A 19343-nucleotide genomic window follows, 5' to 3' on the forward strand; every position below is an offset into this window, starting at 1 on the left:
TTTTTCAAGTTCATCATAAGCCCTTTTTGTCGTAATTACACTTATCTGCAGCTCTTTTGCCAAATTCCTAATAGACGGAAGCAGTTCTCCCTCTTCAAGTTCACCCTTTAAGATTGCTTCTTTGATTTGTCTGACAATTTGTTCATATATGGGCTCTTCCGATGAATTAGAAATAATAATGTTCATTTCCTGAAATCTCTCCTTTGTGTTATTACTGTATATGTACATTATATACAGTAATGACGGTTTTGTCAATATCGTCATTAAAATTTGCCTAGGACATAAATATCTATAATAAGACCACTATAAATTGAAGAGAAAAATATTAACGATAGGGGAATATAATATTGAACTAAAAATTTATGTGTATTATAATACACATTAGGAGGTGTATAAAATGAGGACGAACATAGTTATAGATGAAAGCCTCATTAAAGAGGCCTTAAAACTTTCTGGATTAAAAACTAAAAAAGAAGTCGTTAATTTGGCTCTAAAAGAATTTGTGGAAAGCAGAAAAAGGAAAAATCTAATGGAGTTAAAAGGCAAAATACAGTTTGATGAGGATTATGACTACAAAAAGATGAGGGAATGAAAATGATTTTAGTAGATACATCCATTTTAATAGCCTTTCTTAAAGGCATAGAAAATGAAAAGGTAAAAAAGTTTGAAGAGGCAATACAGAACAATATTCCTTTTGGAATTAACAACTTCATCTATCAAGAAATACTGCAAGGTGCCAAAACGGAAAAAGAATTTAATTTACTTAAAGAATACCTAGGAACTCAAAAATTCTACAATTTAAAACATGGCATCAAATCTTATGAAAATGCCGCAAAACTATATTTCAAGTGCAGAAAAAAAGGAATTACTATCAAAAGCACTATAGACTTGCTCATAGCAGAGACAGCTATCGAAAACAATCTGTACTTGCTGCATGATGACAGAGATTTTTCACTAATCGCGCAAGTTGATAAGAGATTAAAAGAATACTAAAAAGCAAGAGTCAATTTCTTGGTAAATGCCAACCTTGATTTTTCATTGAAAAAAGTATATGGTTGAAATATAATTTAGAAAGTTAGAATTTTAAACTTTATGAGGAGATAATAATGTTTGTGAAATTAAATAAGGAAATTTCAAGCTACAATTCCAAGTAAGTTAGTTAAAAAATTGAATCTACAACCTGAAGATTTGTTAAAAATAGAAGAAATAGATGGGAAAATTGTAATTACTCCTGTTGTAGCAATGCCTAAGGAACAATTATGGTTTTATTCTCCAGAATGGCAAAGAGAAGAAGCAATTGTTGATAAAAACATCAAAGAAGGAAAAGTTAAGACTTCTGATTCAAAAGAAGAGTTATTTAAAGAATTGGGGCTTTACTTGAGGCTAGTATAACAATGAACATTCGAATGACATGGCAATATTACAAAGATGATATTCTTTTGCGTAATATTGGAGAACATGATAAAACGCTCAAAAACCCTTGAAAAAGCCTATGCAAAAGTCATGCATAGGCTTTTTCAAGCTATATTTTGGGTGAACCTATTGTTTTTCTCTTTTTTAAAATATTTTTTATATCTATCGCTTCATATACATCTTTTTCTATCACATCGCTGAATTTTTTAAGTTCTTCAAGTGATAAATCTTCAATAGCTAAATTTCGTTCTAATGCATATAAAACTACTTTGCCTGCAATTTCATGGGCGGTCCTAAAAGGAATGCCTTTTTGTACAAGATAGTCTGCAAAATCTGTAGCATTCATATAACCATATTTTGCAGCTTTTTCCATCTTGTCAGTTTTTACTTTAATTGTCTTTATCATCTCAATAAATACTTTCAAAGACATTTTTAAAGTGTCTATTCCATCAAACAAGGCCTCTTTATCCTCCTGCATGTCTTTGTTATATGCAAGAGGGAGTCCTTTCATCACAGTAAGTATTGTAATCAAATCGCCGTAAACCCTGCCGGTTTTGCCTCTTATAAGTTCTGCTGCATCAGGGTTTTTCTTTTGTGGCATCATACTGCTTCCTGTTGAGAATCTATCGTCCATCTCAATAAAATCAAATTCTTTTGTAGACCACAAAATCAATTCTTCACAAAATCTACTTAAATGCATCATCGTAATAGAGGCAAAGCTTAAAAATTCTATTACAAAGTCTCTATCGCTTACACCGTCCATACTGTTTAAAGTTATATCATCGAACCCTAAAAGAGATGCCACGTATTTTCTATCAATATCAAAGGTGGTACCCGCAAGTGCACCAGAGCCTAAAGGCATTACATTGACTCTTTTCACCATATCCTCAAGCCTTGATAAATCTCTTTTAAACATTTCAACATAGGCAAGCAAATGATGCCCAAAAGTCACAGGCTGTGCCCTTTGCAAATGCGTATATCCCGGCATAATCGCTTCTTTATAAGTTCCAGCCATTTCTTTTAAGGTATCAATAAGTTTACTTAAATCCTCTTTTATTTCGTTTATCTCATCTCTCAAATAAAGCCTTTCATCCGTCGCTATCTGATCGTTTCGGCTTCTTCCCGTATGAAGTTTACGCCCTGTATTGCCTATTTTCTCAGTTAAAAGCCTTTCAACATAAGAATGAACATCTTCATCATTTGGTATCTCTCCTACATTTATTTCATCAAGAATTTCCTTTAACCCTTTTTCTATTAAATTAAGCTCCTCCTCTGTCAACACCCCGGCTTTATAAAGCCCTTTGGCATGGGCAATTGAGCCTAATATGTCATGCTTTAAAAGCCTGATATCAAAAGAAATGGAGGAATTAAACTCCTCCATTAGTTTGTCCGTCTCGCTTTTAAACCTACCTCCCCACAGCTTCATTCATATCCTTCCTCTCCATTTCCATCAACGCTTTAATTTTTAAAGAAAGTCCAAAGAGATTTATAAATCCTTCTGCGTCTTTTTGGTTGTAGACTTCATCTTTGCCAAAAGTCGCAAACTCTTCATTGTAGAGAGAATAAGGAGATTTTACCCCTGCGTTTATGACATTTCCTTTATAAAGTTTTAGCCTCACAACACCTGTAACATTTTTTTGCGTTTCCTCCACAAAAGCGTCTAGCGCAGCTTTAAGAGGAGAAAACCACAAACCGTTGTAAACAAGGTCTGCATATTTCTGTGAAACTAGATCTTTAAACCTCATTGTTTCCTTATCAAGTACAAGATATTCAAGTTCTTTGTGAGCAGCGTAAAGCAGTGTCCCTGCAGGTGTTTCATAAACACCGCGAGACTTCATTCCCACAAGTCTGTTTTCCACAATGTCAGCTATCCCCACGCCATTTCTTCCTGCAATCACGTTTAATTCTTCTATTAATTTAACAGGGTCTAAAGCCTTGCCATTTACTTTCATAGGTATGCCTTTTTCAAATTCTATAACCACATATTCCGGCTTATCTGGGGCTTTGTCAGGCGGGGTGATTATATCGTAAAGGTCGCTTTTAGGCTCATTCCAGGGGTTTTCAAGTTCGCCACCTTCATGACTTATATGCCACAAGTTATTATCAACGCTGTATATTTTTTCATAAGTAACAGGGATCGGAATCCCTTTCTTTTTAGCATAGTCTATTTCATCTTCCCTCGATTTTAAATCCCATATCCTCCATGGTGCTATAATTTTTATTGACGGGTCAAGGGCATGTATTGATACCTCAAACCTCACCTGGTCATTGCCCTTTCCTGTTGCACCATGAGCTATAGCCTTTGCACCCTCTTTGTGGGCAATCTCAACAAGTTTTTTGGCAATTAAAGGCCTTGCCATAGAAGTACCTAAAAGGTATTTCCCCTCATAGACAGCGCCAGCTTTTAAGGTAGGAAATATATAATCTTTAACAAACTCTTCTTTTACATCTTCAATATACACTTTGCTGGCACCACTTGCCAAAGCTTTATCTTTTATATATTTAAGCTCTTCCCCCTGTCCTACATCAATGCAAGCCGCAATTATTTCACATTCGTAGTTTTCTTTAAGCCACGGTATAATTACTGATGTGTCAAGTCCTCCCGAATAAGCAAGAACTACTTTTTCACCTTTTAACATTTTTTAACACTCCTCATAAAACCAAATTTTTAACATTACCCTTTTGTATTTCTTCATATTCATTTATAGATAAAATAGACAAACCATTCACATTTACTTTTGCTACAGCATTTAATGCCGCCTTTATAGTATCTATAGATGTAAAGAGAGGAATTCTGTATTCTACTGCAGTTCTTCTTAACTTAAATCCTATATTATCAGGTTTTTTGCCTTTTGTCGGTGTATTTACTACAGTGTCAAAATATCCGTCTTTCAACAGCTTTATTGCATTATCAAGAACCATAATATTTACATGAATACCCATCAAACTTAAATACTTGCCTGTCCTGTATGTTGCATATATTTCATACCCTAAGCTCTGCAATTTTTCAACTAAAGATACTGCTTCTTGAAAATCTCTTTCCGCTATTGAAAGAAGAATCTTGCCTTTTTTAGGTATTTTAAGAGCGGCTCCTTCTAAAGCTTTGTAAAGAGCTCCTTCATAACTTAAATCTATACCCATAATTTCTCCTGTTGATTTCATCTCAGGTCCTAATGAAACCTCAGCATCTGTCAATTTTTCCATAGAAAATACAGGAGCTTTCACAACCGTGTATGGAGCTTTAGGCCATAAACCACCTTTATAACCTAATTCCTTTAATTTTTTACCTACTGCAATTTCTACTGCCAGTTTCACCAGAGGTACACCTGTCGCTTTGCTCATAATAGGTACGGTACGTGAAGCCCTGGGATTTACTTCTAACACGTATACAGTGCCTTCTTTTACTGCAAATTGAATATTTATAAGTCCTTTTACATTTAAAGCTTTTGAAATCCTCTCCGTGTATTCGATAATAGTGTTTATCTCCCGTTCAGACAAATTTCTTGCAGGATATATTGAGAAACTGTCCCCTGAATGTACTCCAGCTCTTTCTATATGCTCCATTATTCCGGGTATTAGCACACACTCACCATCTGACACCGCATCAATTTCTACTTCTCTTCCATCTATATATTTATCTATTAAAATAGGTTTGCCTGGAGATATTTCTGTCGCATGTTTTACATAGTCAATCAGTTCTTGAAGTGTGTTAACTTTTTCCATAGATTGACCACCTATAACATACGAGGGCCTTACAAGAAGTGGAAAACCAAGTTTTAGCGCAATATCTTTTGCATCTTCTACTGTCAAGGCATAATCGCCTTTAGGTTGATTGATGTTTAGCTCTTTTAAAAGTTTTGAGAACTTTTCCCTGTCTTCACTTATATCAATGCTTTCATAGGAAGTGCCTAATATTTTTACTCCGTTTTTGACTAACCCTTCTGTAAGATTTATTGCTGTCTGGCCGCCAAACATTACCATTACGCCGAGTGGTTTTTCTTTTTCATATATGTTTAAAACATCCTCCAATGTAATAGGCTCAAAGTACAACCTGTCACCTGTATCAAAGTCTGTGCTGACAGTTTCAGGATTGTTGTTTATTATGATGGATTTAATTCCAGCCTCTCTTAAAGCCCACAATGCTTTAACAGAACAATAATCAAATTCAATTCCCTGTCCAATTCTTATGGGTCCAGAGCCTATCACAATTACTTTTGGTATATCATGGATTTCAACCTCATCTTCTTCACCATAAGTTGAATATATATATTGTGTGACGGCCTCAAACTCTGCTGCACAGGTATCTACCATTTTATAGGAAGGATATATGCCATGTTGTTTTCTCAACATTCTCACATCTTCTTCTTTAATTCCCTTTATCGTTGCAATCTCTCTATCTGAAAATCCCATTCTCTTCGCTTTTTTAAGAATTCCTTCACTTAACTCGCTTTTTTCTACTTCTCTTTCCATATTTACAATATTTAAAAGCTTGTTTAAAAACCATTTGTCTATTTTTGTAGCCTCGTTTATATAATCAATATCTACATCGCGGCGAAGAGCCTCTGCTATATAAAACAGCCTCATATCATTAGGAACTGATATTCCTTTTAATATTTCTTCTGTTTTCATCGCTTTTACATTGTTTAATCGAAGACCATAAGCTTTTATCTCTAATGACCTTACGGCCTTCAAGAGGGATGCTTCAAAAGACCTTTCTATTGCCATTACCTCTCCTGTCGCCTTCATCTGGGTACCTATTTTTCTATCAGTAGTATAAAATTTGTCAAAAGGCCATCTTGGTATTTTTGTTACAACATAATCCAGCGCGGGTTCAAAAAATGCAGTTGTTTTACCCGTTACCGGGTTTTTTATTTCATCAAGTCTAAGCCCTATTGCAATTTTTGCAGCAACCTTTGCAATAGGATAACCTGTCGCTTTTGATGCCAGTGCACTTGAACGACTAACCCTTGGATTTACTTCTATAACATAGTATTTGTGGCTCTCAGGGTCAAGTGCAAATTGAATATTACATCCTCCTTCAATTTTCAAAGCTTTGATTATTTTTATGCTGGCACTTCTTAACATTTGATACTCGTAATCTGACAAAGTCTGCACTGGCGCTACAACTATACTATCTCCTGTATGAACACCCACAGGGTCAAAATTTTCCATACTGCATATGGTAATGCAATTATCATCTGCATCCCTCATTACCTCAAACTCTATTTCTTTCCATCCGTATAGTGATTTTTCAACAAGTACTTCTCCCACCATACTCTTTTTAAGACCTAAACTTACAATCGAAATAAGTTCTTCGTCATTGTGGCTATGCCACCTCCTGTACCCCCAAGGGTATAAGCAGGTCTTATTATTAAAGGATAACCGTAATTTTTAGCAAATTTAAGTGCATCCTCTATATTTGTGACGGTGACACTTTCAGCAACTGGTTCCCCTATTTCCTGCATTTTTCTTTTAAAAAGCTCTCTGTCTTCTGCAGTTTTTATTGATTCAAAAGAAGTTCCCAAAAGTTTTACATTGTATTTGTCCAAAATCCCTTCTTCTTTGAGTTTGACAGCAAGGTTGAGCCCTGTCTGTCCTCCTAAAGTAGCAAGAATTCCATCGGGTTTTTCTTTCGCTATTATTTTTTCAACCACGCAAACGGTAGGATTTTCAATATAAACAATGTCTGCTATATCAGTGTCAGTCATTATAGTGGCTGGATTGTTGTTAACTAAGACAACTTGCAGCCCTTCTTCTTTTAAGGATTTGCAGGCCTGGGTTCCTGAATAATCAAATTCTGCGGCTTGCCCTATTATAATAGGGCCTGAGCCTATTACCAGAACCTTATTAATATCCTTATACTTCGGCAAAATAAGACCTCCTTTTGTAAACCATGACTATATCCATGAATTTATCAAAAATATCTGTTGAATCACGGGGTCCAGGACATGCCTCAGGATGATATTGTACAGAAAAAACTGGCAGAAACTTATGCATAATGCTTCTACTGTTCCATCGTTTAAGTTTATATGGGTAACAGTTATCTTGTCTTTATCTATTGATTCCTCTTCAACAGCGTATCCGTGGTTTTGAGAAGTTATATAGTCTTTATTTGTCAGCAAATCTTTAACAGGTTGATTTGCACCTCTGTGGCCGAATTTCATTTTTACTGTATTGCATCCAAGAGCGAGCGCTATTATCTGATGACCTAGGCATATCCCCAGCACAGGTTTTATACCTATAAAGTGTTTAGTAAGTTCTATTGCATAAACTGCATCTTTAGGGTCACCCGGTCCATTTGAAAGAAATATTGCATCGGGATTTATTTGCATAACATCATCATAACTTGCATTGTAAGGAAGCACATAAATGTCAAATCCAACTGAATTTAGCATTTTTAAAATGCTCTTTTTTGTGCCAAGGTCAATAAAGGCAAGTTTTGGACCAATGCCCGCTATACGGTATGACCTTTTTGTAGAGACCTCTTCTAAAAGATTTGTTTGGTCAAATTCTATGTTGTCGTCAGCGTTAGAAGTTATAATTCCTCTCATAGTTCCATTTTCTCTAAGTTTTTTTGTCAAAGCCCTTGTATCAACACCTGATAATACCGGTATGTTGTGCTCATCAAGATAGCTCAAAAGCGACTTCTCACTCTGGAAATTACTAGGCTTATCACAATATTCCCGTATCACAAATCCCCTTATATGAGGTTTTTCTGATTGAAAGTCGTATTTGTTAATACCATAATTTCCTATTAAAGGGTATGTCATGACAACTATTTGGCCTGCATAGGAAGGGTCCGTTATAGCTTCTTGATAGCCTGTCATCCCTGTAGTAAAAACAACTTCTCCATATCCTTTTTTGTTTTTGCTTATTAACTTGCCTTCAAATATGCTTCCATCCTCAAGCTTTAAATAACCTTTCATACTAAAACCCCATTTCACAAAATACATCGTTCAGTATTATTATTGCAGTATCTATTTCCTCTTCTGTCACAGTAAGAGGAGGAACAAACCTTAACACATTGTGGCTGATACAATTTATGAGAAGTCCTTTTTCCATTGCCTTTGTCACAATGTCTCCTGCTTCTTCCATATCCATTTGACATCCTATCATAAGACCTTTTCCTCTTACTTCTTTTATGACACTGTATTTCTCCTTTAAATTTTCAAGTTTACTCTTAAAATACTCACCTTTTTGAATCACACTATCTAAAAAACCTTCCTTTGTTACTTCCTTCATAACCGCAAGCCCTGCAGCACAAGCTAAAGGACTTCCACCAAATGTGGAGGCATGGTCTCCTGGTGAAAAAACTGACTTATCTTCTTTCGCAACAATAGCTCCTATTGGGACCCCCCCTCCCAATCCCTTTGCCAAAGTCATAATGTCAGGAGTTATACCGTAATGCTCATATCCAAAAAGTTTTCCTGTCCTTCCTATACCTGTCTGAACTTCGTCTATTATAAAGAGGATGTCATTTTCGTCACATATTTCTCTTACTGCCTTTATATACTCCGGTGTAGCTTCATGAATACCGCCCTCACCTTGCACTACTTCCAACATAATTGCACATACTTCATCATCAATTGCTTCATAAAGAGCGTCAATATCATTAAAAGGTACATATTTAAAACCAGAAAGAAGTGGTCCAAAACCCTTGTGATACTTTTCTTGGCCTGTCGCTGTCAATGCCCCAAAAGTTCTTCCATGAAAAGAATTTTTGCAGATATAACCTTATACCTTTTATCACCGTACTTTAATGATGCATATTTTCTAGCAAGTTTTATAGCACCTTCATTTGCTTCTGCGCCACTATTTGCAAAAAATACTTTACCTCCAAAGGAATTTTCCGCAATTATCTTTGCAAGTTCTATCTGATTCTCATTCCAATAAAGATTAGAACAGTGTATAAGTTTTTCAGATTGATTTTTTAGAGCATTAACTAATGCTGGATGACAGTGCCCCAGTGAATTTACTGCAATACCTGCAATAAAATCCAGATAGACATTTCCTTTGTCATCCCACACTTTTGTCCCTTTTCCCTCTACCAGGGTAATAGGGTATCTGCTGTAAGTATTCATTAGATATTTCTTATCCTCAGAGGTTATCATCGTCAAAACATTCCTTTCCTATCATAGTACCTATTCCTTCATCAGTAAAAATTTCAAGAAGCAATGAATGTGTAAGCCTTCCGTCAATGATGTGAGCTCTTTTCACGCCATTTTCAACAGCTTTTATGCAACATTCAAGTTTTGGTATCATTCCACCGTTTATGCGTCCCGAATTCATAAATTCTTTTGCGTGCTCTAAGTCCATTCGGGATATTAGGCTACTTTTATCATTTATATTTGATAGAATTCCTTCGACATCTGTAAGTAAAATTAGCTTTTCAGCCTTTAATGCTTCTGCGATTTTCCCTGCTGCAGTATCCGCATTTACATTGTATGTTTTGCCGTCATCTCCGAAAGATGTCGGTGCGATAACAGGTATATAGCCTTTTTCCAGCATCATTGTTATTACATCTATGTTTACATCTACAATTTTTCCTACGTATCCTATGTCACCGTTTGAGGTATCTTTTTCCGCCTTTAGAAGTTTACCATCTTTTCCGCTTATGCCAATTGCCTGACCTCCCAGTCCATTGATTAATGATACAATTTCCTTATTAATGCGGCCTGTCAGCACCATTTCAACAATCTCCATTGTGGCCTCATCAGTAACCCTCAAGCCATTTACAAACTTTGATTCTATACCTAACTTTTCCAGCATTTTGTTTATTTCTGGTCCCCCGCCATGTACGACTACAGGGTTTAATCCTACAAATTTCATCAATACAATGTCCTGCATTACCATTTTTTTTAAATTGCAGTCTAACATTGCGCTTCCACCGTATTTTATTACAACTGTCGTGCCGGAGAACTTTTTAATGTATGGGAGTGCTTCTATTAAAACCTGGCTTTTGCGATTTCGTCGCCATATTTTTGCCTTCTAATCATGTTCTATAACTCCCGTTAATTTTTACATAGTCATAGCTTAAGTCGCACCCCCACGCAGTTCCGCTATATTCCCCGGCCTTCATATCTACGGTTACAGTAATTTCTTTTTCTTTTAAAATTTCTTTGGCTAAAGCCTCATCAAAAAAGATGTAACCTCCGTTTTCACAAACTTTAATTTCTCCTTTCAGGCTTTTTAAATATATGTCTACTCTATTTACGTCAAAATCTGCTCCTGAATACCCTACTGCAGCAAGAATTCTTCCCCAGTTTGCATCTTCACCAAATATAGCTGTCTTCACAAGATTTGAGTTTACAATAGACTTTGCAGCCAACCTTGCATCTTTTTCACTTTTTGCATTTACAATATTTACTTCCATGAACTTAGTTGCTCCTTCCCCATCCTTCACAATAAGTTTTGCAAGAGTTTTATTCACATGCTCTAAGGCTCTATAAAATATATCAAATTCATGAGTCCCCTCTTCTATTGTTTTGTTTTGCGCTTCCCCATTTGCAAGTATTATCGCTGTATCATTTGTGCTCATATCTCCGTCAACAGAGATCATGTTATAAGTTTTTTCTACTGTTTCCTTAAAAGCCTTGTCTAATGCAGTTTTTGTTATACTTGCATCTGTAAGTATAAAAGAAAGCATTGTCGCCATATTCGGATGTATCATGCCTGACCCTTTTGCAAACCCTGTCATTGTAACAGTTTTGCCCTCTATCACAAGCTTGGCTGTCACGCCCTTTAAAAAAGTATCTGTTGTCATTATAGCTTCAGCCGCTTGGTACCCACCTCTGTTGAAAGAGTTTCTGCCGCAACCTCAATCCCTTTTAAAACTTTTTCCATAGGAAGTGGTACTCCAATCACACCTGTAGAACACACCAGCACATTTTTTTCATCTATTTTAAGAAGTTGTGACACTTTCTTTGCCATGTTAATAGCATCTTCCAGCCCCTTTTCCCCTGTACAGGCATTGGCATTGCCACTGTTTACAACAATTGCCTGTGCTACTCCTTTTTTTATTCTTTCCATATCAAGAATGACTGGTGCCGCTTTAACTTTATTCGTTGTAAATACAGCTGATGCATTTGCCTCTTTTTCAGAATATATGAGTGCAACATCTTTTTTTCTTTTCTTAATCCCGGCAAAGATTCCCGAAGCTAAAAAGCCTTTCGGCAGTTCTATGCTTCCTTCTAAAATCTCCAATTTTTCCATTATCAAATCCTCCACATCCTTTTTTATTTGTGTTTTTATCTTTCATCTATGGATATATTGGAATAATATCAAGTGCTGTATTTTCCTGTATTCCAAACATAATATTCATGTTTTGCACTGCCTGGCCTGACGCCCCTTTAACGAGATTATCAATTGCAGACATGACTATCAAAGTATTAGTACGTTTATCAACCTCAAAACCTATGTGACAAAAATTTGACCCATAAACACTTTTTGTTGCGGGGTAATGGCCAGGTTTCAACACTTTTATAAAATACTCTTTTTTATAAAAATCAGCATAAATGTCATAAACAGTATTAACATCTATATCTTTTTTTAATTTGCAATACATGGTACTTAAAATTCCTCTTGTCATGGGAGCAAGGTGAGGTGTAAACACAACAGATACTCTTTCACCAAAAATTTTTGAAAGTTCTTGCTCCATCTCTGGAATATGTCGGTGTTTTGCAACATTATACGCTTTTATGTTTTCATTGCATTCTGCATATATATTGTTTTGGGATGGACTACGACCTGCCCTGATACGCCTGACTTTGAATCAACAATTATCTTCCTTCTATTATGCCATTTTTCAAAAGAGGCATAAGCCCTAATATAACGCTTGTAGGATAACATCCAGGATTTCCTACAACCTGAGCCTCTTTTATGTCATCTCTATAAATTTCAGGGAGACCATATACTCTTTTAATCCCGTCGTAGCCATCATACTCTCCACTATACCATTCTTTATAGATAGAATAATCGTCAAATCTAAAGTCAGCTCCTAAGTCAATCACTTTTATTCCTTTTTTTACAGCTTCTCTGGCAATTTTTGAAGCATGACCTGAAGGCAAAGCTGTAAATATGACATCACACTCCGACATTGCCCTTTCGAAGTCTACCTCTTCCAGCACTTTGTCGCAAAAACCAAGAAGGGATGAATAAACATTCGAAATTGCTATGGTATTATAACTTTGAGAAGAAAGATATTTTATCTCTACTTTTTCGTGTTTTGAAAGTATTCTTATAAGTTCGACTCCCGTATAACCCGTTGCTCCAAATATTCCTACCTTCACCATTTAAAGTGTCTCCCCCTTTTTATATCCTCTGCCGTTACTTAATATATATACGCTATAATTTATATTTATGCATATGGTGTTAAAAAAATATTTTTATGCATAAATACAATATTTAATTTATAATTATACAACTTTTATTTTACATTATACCACCATAAAAAAATTTTTCAAGACTTTTTCATAAAAAAATTTGTGAATAATATGGACATATTTATCACTTAAAATAATTACAAAAACATTGAAGAAGAAAATAAAAAAGAGTAGAGGTTGCCTCCCTTTTGTTTGGTATAATTAAAATGTGTGAAATTCTTTTTAAATGTCTCAAAAACAGCAAAAATATAAAAAGCGGCCTTGAGCATGGACCGCTTCTTTCTCATTTAATAAAGTTCTATATACACTCTCTTGCCACATTTTTTCAGAATTTGGGCCAGCTCTTCTACTACCTTGAGTTTATCGTTTGCGCCTTCCGGCAGGTATGCATTCCGGTGGGCGGGATTAACCGCTCGCCCCACCAGAAATCGGATATGAGTGGAGCGATTGACAAGCAGGTCTGCCAATATTGAAGCTCCGTCCTTCTTTTTTCTTATATCGTCCAAAAAGTGGGGAGAAAAGGAATATATGTTTACAAAACTTCTCAGTATCTCGACACACCTACTTAAAGTTATCAAACCTTCGGTTAGGAGGTCTATTCCCTCTATGCTACCGACGGGAGGTATCGCCGGGTCGGCATAGTCCATATTTGTGACTACCTTCCTTCCAGTTTCCCTAGAAACAATATTTGCAGTAGTACCTCCGCAGACCACTTTTTTGCCTTCGCTGTCGATAAGTTTTTTCACAACTTCTGCATCCTTTGACCTATCTTCAGGAGGGCCAACTAGTACCGTGATTAGCTCCGACTTTCTCAAACCTACTCCCAAGACCGTGGTATCGTCCCCCGGATTACTGGAATAAAGGTGGCTACACGTTTTGATCAGCTGGTCCACCATTTCCGACACGAAGCATCCCCTTCTGTCAAGCCTCTGCAGGTATTCGGCCACATTAGGCCACTGCCATCCCAGGTTCAAGATACCCCCTGCTCCTGCGTGAATAACTCCGTCGCTTACCAGGAATATTTTATCCCCCGGAAAGGCTTCAAACCGGTACTCCAGAATCTTCCTGTCTTCCACCCTCAGTTCCCTGTAAGGTAGCTTAAGAACCTTTCCGTCCCGGATGTAAATCACAGGTGGATTATCAAATTCAAAAAGCCTTCCTTTTCCATCATCGTTAATCTCGAGAATGGAAAAGGTGGAGTAAGCAAGCTGCCGGACTCGGCACACAGGAAGAGTATTAATCAGGGTCCTGACCACTTCTTCTATGGAAGCCCTGTTTTTTATCATGGTAGAAGCAATCCTTACGGTAAGAGTGGAAAGTATACTAGCCTTTACCCCGCTCCCCAGGCCATCGGCCATTACGGCAATTATGCCGTCTTCGGATTGCACAACCTCAACGCTGTCCCCGCACAGCTCTTCTCCTTTTTTGGTAAGGCTTTTGGTGAACACTTCAGCAAAGACCTTCATTTTTCTTCCCTTCCTTTAACCAGTTCTATAAGCTTAAGGAGCAGCATCTTGCTCTCCGCCGTCGTCTCTCCCAGCAGTCCCGCTATTTCCTGGGCCACGCGCATCTGCCTGTTTATTACTTCCTGGGCCTTCTCCAGGGTCTCCTCCCTAACCCTTTCCAGTTCCATCCTCTGCTTTTCCTGTTCGGTAATATCCTGAATAATCGCCAGTACCATGTCCTCTTCCTCGATATAGCATATAGTCTGGAGGGTAGTTAAAGAATTCCGGGGATAGTTCACCTTTTTATCCTGCAGGTTAGTTTTATTGGCCAATACCCAGGCAAAATCCCTGTCGTCGATGACAGTCGAAAGGGGCTTCCCCTGGACCTGTTCTTTTTCAACATCGAACATTTTTTCCGCCGCTTTGTTTATTTCCTTTATATTCAAATTACTGTCTACCAGAATGATGCCGTTCAGGGTGTGGTCTATGATCAGGTTGGCTAGAGATTCGGCCCTGGACCTCATGTAAGGGATGCACATGTCCGGCTCCGCCATTCCATGGTAGACGGCCTCGGCTTTTTTGCGGCAGGAAGGATACCCGCATGCCCCGCAGTTCAGTTCTTTTTCTGGAGTCGTCTTGCCTATTGAAGTCAGTATTTCTCTTATCTCTGATTCGGTTGGCCTAGGCGCGTTAAAGGCCTTCGGCTCGAAAGACCTACTGAGGTCAATACCCGCTGCAGAAGCCTTTATATTCTCATATCCCTGCTGCTGTTGATTATTTTCAATAAATGAAAGCAACCTTTCCCTTCTTTCATAAAGGGAACTGTCAGACGGCATCGAGGCCCATTGATACAGCCACCCCTACAGGCCATCATCTCAAATATGCGACCACTTACGTTTCCCATATCCAGGGCATCTAAAAGTTCCATACAGTTTTCTATACCGTCCACGACTACGACCTCTCGAGACAAAAGGTCACCCTCCATTGAAGAAGTCTTTAAAAGCCCCCCTGGCAAGGGATAACTCCTGGCAATAAGAGGTTCTAATACATTTTCTTGCTCTCCTAAGTCTACTCCAGCTACCTCGGAAGCTTTCTCATCTACCCAATCGGCCAACTCTTGAAAAGTTAGTACTGCATCTACATTCCCTAAAACACTCCTATCTAGGGCTTCAGCTTTTTTGGCAATGCAGGGACCTATAAAAACAACTTTAATGTCCAACCCATATCTTTGCTTCAATGACCTTGCATGAGCAACCATCGGGGAAACCACCGGAGCTAGATTCCTTATAAGTCCTGGATAGTATTTCTCTACCAGATTTTTTACAACCGGGCAAGCCGTGGTTATGATGGAACCCTTATGCCCCTTTTTGATCAAATGCTGGTACTCCATAGATACCATTTCAGCTCCCACCGCTGTTTCCTCAGCTCCATAAAACCCTAGGGCCTTCAGTATGGAAAACATCTCCTGAGGAGAAGTTACGTCAAAGACAGCAGGGTAAGAAGGAGCTATGGAGCTATAACCTTTTCACCGGCATTTATGAACTCTTTTACTGCATGTAAGTCGTTCCGTACCTTCTTTGCATTCTGGGGGCATTCGATGACACACCTTCCACAGTATATACATAAGCTATCCACAACTTCCGCCTGACCGCCAACTACTTTTATAGCTTTGACAGGACAATGCCTAACGCACCGGTAGCAATTTTTGCAGTTTGCCTTAGATACACTGATTACATCCAAAATCATTCCTCCTCCCATTTACTATTTTTTATAGCTTCTAAATCCTCGCCACCTCCTGCGCGTCATAGAAGCGAAATATTTATCGGCAACCTTAAGGAACTTTCCATAAAACCGTTATCTTAACCATCGGAAACTCCTGGATATTAAAGTTAAGCAATGAGCTATTTCTTTCTTCTTTCATATCAGTGTTTTTTTATTATGCTACCATTTACCTTCACTGGTAAGCTTAAAATATGGGTATAGTATAAACTTTGCCTCTAAGATGTTAATTTTATAACAATTTCACTTTTGGTATAACACAATTCATTACCTATGTGTATGTTAAAAACTTACTAGCAATTTACCTTTATTGAATTGGCATATATCCAATATAAAATCTTTATGTTTTTTGCAATAATTAATACATAAAGATGAAAACCCCACTTTTCGTATTTACTAAAAGTGGGGTTTTTTTAATTGTTGAACTTTTTTGCTCTTTGTATCAGAATAGCCTTTGGATTAAGAGATTGGGTTAAGAGATTCTTCATAAATCTTGGCAATAACAGCTTCAGTGGCTTCCACTGGTGCAATAGAAAGCAATCCATCGAGAGAAGGTGTCATTTTAGCAAGCTTCACCAGAGTCGGGACATCCTCTTTTGTGAATCCAAAGTCCGAAAGTTTTTGGGTGCATCCTATATTAAAGAGCCATTCTTCAACCTTTTTAGCTACATATTCTGCTTCAGCAGGCAGTCCTTTTAGTCCAGGCACGATAGGACTGTATATATCAGCTAACACCTCTGCAACAGCAGGATAAATAGTTTTTACCACTGCAGGCAGTATAGCACCAAGCCCAATACCGTGAGCAATCTCAGGTTTTACTGCACTTAGTGGGTGCTCCAGTGCATGAGTAAGGTGCAACAGACCATTGTCGAAAGAAATACCAGCTATAGCAGAAGCATAAAGCAAATAGTATCTAGCCACAAGGTTTTCAGGGTCATTTACAGCAACAGGTAGGTAACGAACTATCAGCTCACTGCCTCTTTCGCCAATAGAATACTGTAAGGTGATGTCACAAGAGTGGTGGCAGCTTCAGTAACGTGATTTAAAGCATCTATAGTAACAGCTATTGTCTGTTTTTTATCAAGCTTTATCATGAGAGCAGGATCATCTATAGCATACATAGGATAAAGGCACTCATAAGCTATTGCAGGCTTATAATTTTTTTCTGGAATTGTAGCTACTGCAAATCGGTCTACCTCCGTACCAGTACCATGAGTAAGATTTATAGCTATAATAGGAGCAGCTTTTTCGGGCGTGAATTTCAGTTCATAAAGTTCTCTTGCATTTTTATCAGTGTATTCCAGCAGTACAGCTACACTTTTTGCCGTATCTATAGGACTTCCACCGCCAATGCCGATAACAGCCTTCGCCCCAGTTTCCCGGCCAAATTTGCCGCTTCATCGATCATGTCAACAGTAGGATTAGGTCCGACCTTGTCATAAAGTGAATATTTAAAGCCGAGTGTATTTAGAGCCGGTTCTATCACATCCCAAGCTCCACTGACTCTGTATGAATTCTTTCCGGTTATAAAAATGACATTATCGATACCCTTATGTTTTAGAGCTTCTAGAATGTCTTCTATCTTCTTTATACTACCTATTCCAAAATAAGTTGTATTCTTGCCCCGAAGTTCAAAAATCTTGGTGGGATTTATTTTAGTTTCCCACATTTTAATTACCTCCTTGTAAAATTTGTATCAATTTAATTATAACATTTTGTTAAAAAATAATCAATATTAAACTTTTGATTTATTTTTAGAGCCAAGAAAAAAATTTCAACTGAAATTTGGAGTATTTTTTGCTTGACAAATAAATACTGCAAATTGTGTATGATGCTTTCTAGATTTTGAACAATAGACAACCCCTTTCTGTGATTTTGTTTTTTGCAAATGCTATTTTATCACAAGAGATTTCTCTAGTTCTTTTTTACTTAAAAAACCCTACGAAATTTTAAACTATGTCCGAATAAATTATTGATAAATTTTTAACTATGTGCTATTATATTATTGCAAAAAATTTAACAATCATCGCGTAAGCTAGTTTTCACATTAATGACTTACCCAGTATTTTAGGAGGTGTTTTAATGATGAAAGGTTTTGCAATGCTCAGTATCGGTAAAGTTGGCTGGATTGAGAAGGAAAAGCCTGCTCCTGGCCCATTTGATGCTATTGTAAGACCTCTAGCTGTGGCCCCTTGCACTTCGGACATTCATACCGTTTTTGAAGGCGCCATTGGCGAAAGACATAACATGATACTCGGTCACGAAGCTGTAGGTGAAGTAGTTGAAGTAGGTAGTGAGGTAAAAGATTTTAAACCTGGTGATCGCGTTGTTGTGCCAGCTATTACCCCTGATTGGCGGACCTCTGAAGTACAAAGAGGATATCACCAGCACTCCGGTGGAATGCTGGCAGGCTGGAAATTTTCGAATGTAAAAGATGGTGTTTTTGGTGAATTTTTTCATGTGAATGATGCTGATATGAATTTAGCACATCTGCCTAAAGAAATTCCATTGGAAGCTGCAGTTATGATTCCCGATATGATGACCACTGGTTTTCACGGAGCTGAACTGGCAGATATAGAATTAGGTGCGACGGTAGCAGTTTTGGGTATTGGCCCAGTAGGTCTTATGGCAGTCGCTGGTGCCAAATTGCGTGGAGCCGGAAGAATTATTGCCGTAGGCAGTAGACCAGTTTGTGTAGATGCTGCAAAATACTATGGAGCTACTGATATTGTAAACTATAAAAATGGTCCTATCGAAAGTCAGATTATGGATTTAACTAAAGGCAAAGGTGTCGATGCTGCCATCATCGCTGGAGGAAATGCTGACATTATGGCTACAGCAGTTAAGATTGTTAAACCTGGTGGCACCATCGCTAATGTAAATTATTTTGGCGAAGGAGAGGTTTTGCCTGTTCCTCGTCTTGAATGGGGTTGCGGCATGGCTCATAAAACTATAAAAGGCGGGCTATGCCCCGGTGGACGTCTAAGAATGGAAAGACTGATTGACCTTGTTTTTTATAAGCGTGTCGATCCTTCTAAGCTCGTCACTCATGTTTTCCGAGGATTTGATACTATTGAAAAAGCTCTAATGCTGATGAAAGATAAACCAAAAGACCTAATCAAACCTGTTGTAATATTAGCATAAAAATGGGGACTTAGTCCCCCATTTTTATGCTAATAAAGCTAAATATATCGGTTTTTATGTGGCACATCAGCCAGTAAATTTTTGGTAAAAAAATAACAAAAAAATACTTATTTTCGCAACATTTTTACGCCATTAACACTTGATAATATCATCGAAAGTGAATAAACAACTATTAAAAGTA

General features: G+C 37.5%; 13 protein-coding genes and 7 pseudogenes. 4 read left to right on the forward strand and 16 right to left on the reverse strand.

The genetic code is table 11. The annotated features are described in order from the left end of the window. The coding region (locus tag JCM7501_RS11135) for a GntR family transcriptional regulator (RefSeq protein WP_156202120.1) at positions 1–186 on the reverse strand (186 nt) is incomplete at its 3' end. Between the two features lie 211 nt (positions 187–397). Between JCM7501_RS11135 and JCM7501_RS11140 the strand changes: the two genes are divergently transcribed. From JCM7501_RS11140 to JCM7501_RS11150, 3 genes are all read left to right on the forward strand, one after another. Next, entirely contained in the window at positions 398–592 is a 195-nt protein-coding gene (locus tag JCM7501_RS11140) for a type II toxin-antitoxin system VapB family antitoxin (RefSeq protein WP_012996069.1), read from the forward strand. A gap of 2 nt (positions 593–594) precedes the next feature. Continuing rightward, positions 595–993 carry a type II toxin-antitoxin system VapC family toxin gene (gene vapC, locus JCM7501_RS11145; protein WP_012996070.1) on the forward strand — a complete coding sequence of 133 codons (399 nt, stop codon included), beginning with the start codon at positions 595–597 and terminating at the stop codon, positions 991–993. 129 nt (positions 994–1122) lie between these two features. Continuing rightward, positions 1123–1392 (forward strand): AbrB/MazE/SpoVT family DNA-binding domain-containing protein, encoded by a 270-nt coding sequence (locus JCM7501_RS11150; RefSeq protein WP_028992236.1) that lies wholly within the window; start codon positions 1123–1125, stop codon positions 1390–1392. Positions 1393–1522: 130 nt separating this feature from the next. On the opposite strand, the gene argH is transcribed toward JCM7501_RS11150, so the two are convergent. The 15 genes and pseudogenes from argH to JCM7501_RS16735 form a co-directional block, all read right to left on the reverse strand. Continuing rightward, entirely contained in the window at positions 1523–2839 is a 1317-nt protein-coding gene (gene argH / locus JCM7501_RS11155; protein ID WP_028992237.1) for an argininosuccinate lyase, read from the reverse strand. Further along, the gene (locus tag JCM7501_RS11160) at positions 2820–4052 is read right to left on the reverse strand and encodes an argininosuccinate synthase (RefSeq protein WP_028992238.1); all 1233 of its coding nucleotides are present in this window, start codon (positions 4050–4052) and stop codon (positions 2820–2822) included. The genes argH and JCM7501_RS11160 overlap by 20 nt, the downstream gene beginning before the upstream one ends. Before the next feature lie 13 nt (positions 4053–4065). Continuing rightward, positions 4066–7283: pseudogene (gene carB / locus JCM7501_RS11165) on the reverse strand (carbamoyl-phosphate synthase (glutamine-hydrolyzing) large subunit). Next, positions 7270–8339 (reverse strand): annotated as a pseudogene (gene carA, locus JCM7501_RS11170) (glutamine-hydrolyzing carbamoyl-phosphate synthase small subunit). Before carA ends, carB begins: the two co-directional pseudogenes overlap by 14 nt. A 1-nt stretch (position 8340) precedes the next feature. Further along, positions 8341–9524: pseudogene (locus JCM7501_RS11175) on the reverse strand (acetylornithine transaminase). After that, positions 9511–10409 (reverse strand): annotated as a pseudogene (gene argB, locus JCM7501_RS11180) (acetylglutamate kinase). Before argB ends, JCM7501_RS11175 begins: the two co-directional pseudogenes overlap by 14 nt. Beyond that, positions 10406–11625, reverse strand: a pseudogene (gene argJ, locus JCM7501_RS11185) (bifunctional glutamate N-acetyltransferase/amino-acid acetyltransferase ArgJ). Before argJ ends, argB begins: the two co-directional pseudogenes overlap by 4 nt. A gap of 46 nt (positions 11626–11671) precedes the next feature. Next, positions 11672–12704: pseudogene (gene argC, locus JCM7501_RS11190) on the reverse strand (N-acetyl-gamma-glutamyl-phosphate reductase). Between the two features lie 377 nt (positions 12705–13081). Next, positions 13082–14260: a PP2C family protein-serine/threonine phosphatase gene (locus tag JCM7501_RS11195; RefSeq protein WP_012996078.1), complete on the reverse strand. Its 1179-nt coding sequence runs from the start codon at positions 14258–14260 to the stop codon at positions 13082–13084. Further along, positions 14257–15036, reverse strand: coding sequence for a (Fe-S)-binding protein (locus tag JCM7501_RS15250; protein ID WP_256201421.1), 780 nt, complete (start codon positions 15034–15036; stop codon positions 14257–14259). Before JCM7501_RS15250 ends, JCM7501_RS11195 begins: the two co-directional genes overlap by 4 nt. Then, on the reverse strand, positions 14985–15701 hold the full coding sequence (locus JCM7501_RS15255; protein ID WP_256201422.1) for a [Fe-Fe] hydrogenase large subunit C-terminal domain-containing protein: 717 nt from the start codon (positions 15699–15701) through the stop codon (positions 14985–14987). The genes JCM7501_RS15250 and JCM7501_RS15255 overlap by 52 nt, the downstream gene beginning before the upstream one ends. Before the next feature lie 44 nt (positions 15702–15745). After that, the gene (locus tag JCM7501_RS15260; RefSeq protein WP_256201423.1) at positions 15746–15979 is read right to left on the reverse strand and encodes a 4Fe-4S binding protein; all 234 of its coding nucleotides are present in this window, start codon (positions 15977–15979) and stop codon (positions 15746–15748) included. Positions 15980–16477: 498 nt separating this feature from the next. Further along, positions 16478–16939: a hypothetical protein gene (locus JCM7501_RS16725; RefSeq protein WP_457921093.1), complete on the reverse strand. Its 462-nt coding sequence runs from the start codon at positions 16937–16939 to the stop codon at positions 16478–16480. Positions 16940–16983: 44 nt separating this feature from the next. Next, entirely contained in the window at positions 16984–17139 is a 156-nt protein-coding gene (locus tag JCM7501_RS16730; RefSeq protein WP_457921094.1) for a hypothetical protein, read from the reverse strand. Positions 17140–17178: 39 nt separating this feature from the next. Further along, positions 17179–17687, reverse strand: a pseudogene (locus JCM7501_RS16735) (iron-containing alcohol dehydrogenase); the annotation flags it as partial. Between the two features lie 416 nt (positions 17688–18103). Here JCM7501_RS16735 and JCM7501_RS11210 point away from each other — a divergent pair. Further along, positions 18104–19162 (forward strand): NADP-dependent isopropanol dehydrogenase, encoded by a 1059-nt coding sequence (locus tag JCM7501_RS11210; RefSeq protein ID WP_012996081.1) that lies wholly within the window; start codon positions 18104–18106, stop codon positions 19160–19162. Positions 19163–19343 lie beyond the last annotated feature (181 nt).

Origin of the sequence: Thermoanaerobacter thermocopriae JCM 7501 (assembly GCF_001310975.1) — a bacterium.
Classification (GTDB): Bacteria; Bacillota; Thermoanaerobacteria; order Thermoanaerobacterales; family Thermoanaerobacteraceae; genus Thermoanaerobacter; species Thermoanaerobacter thermocopriae.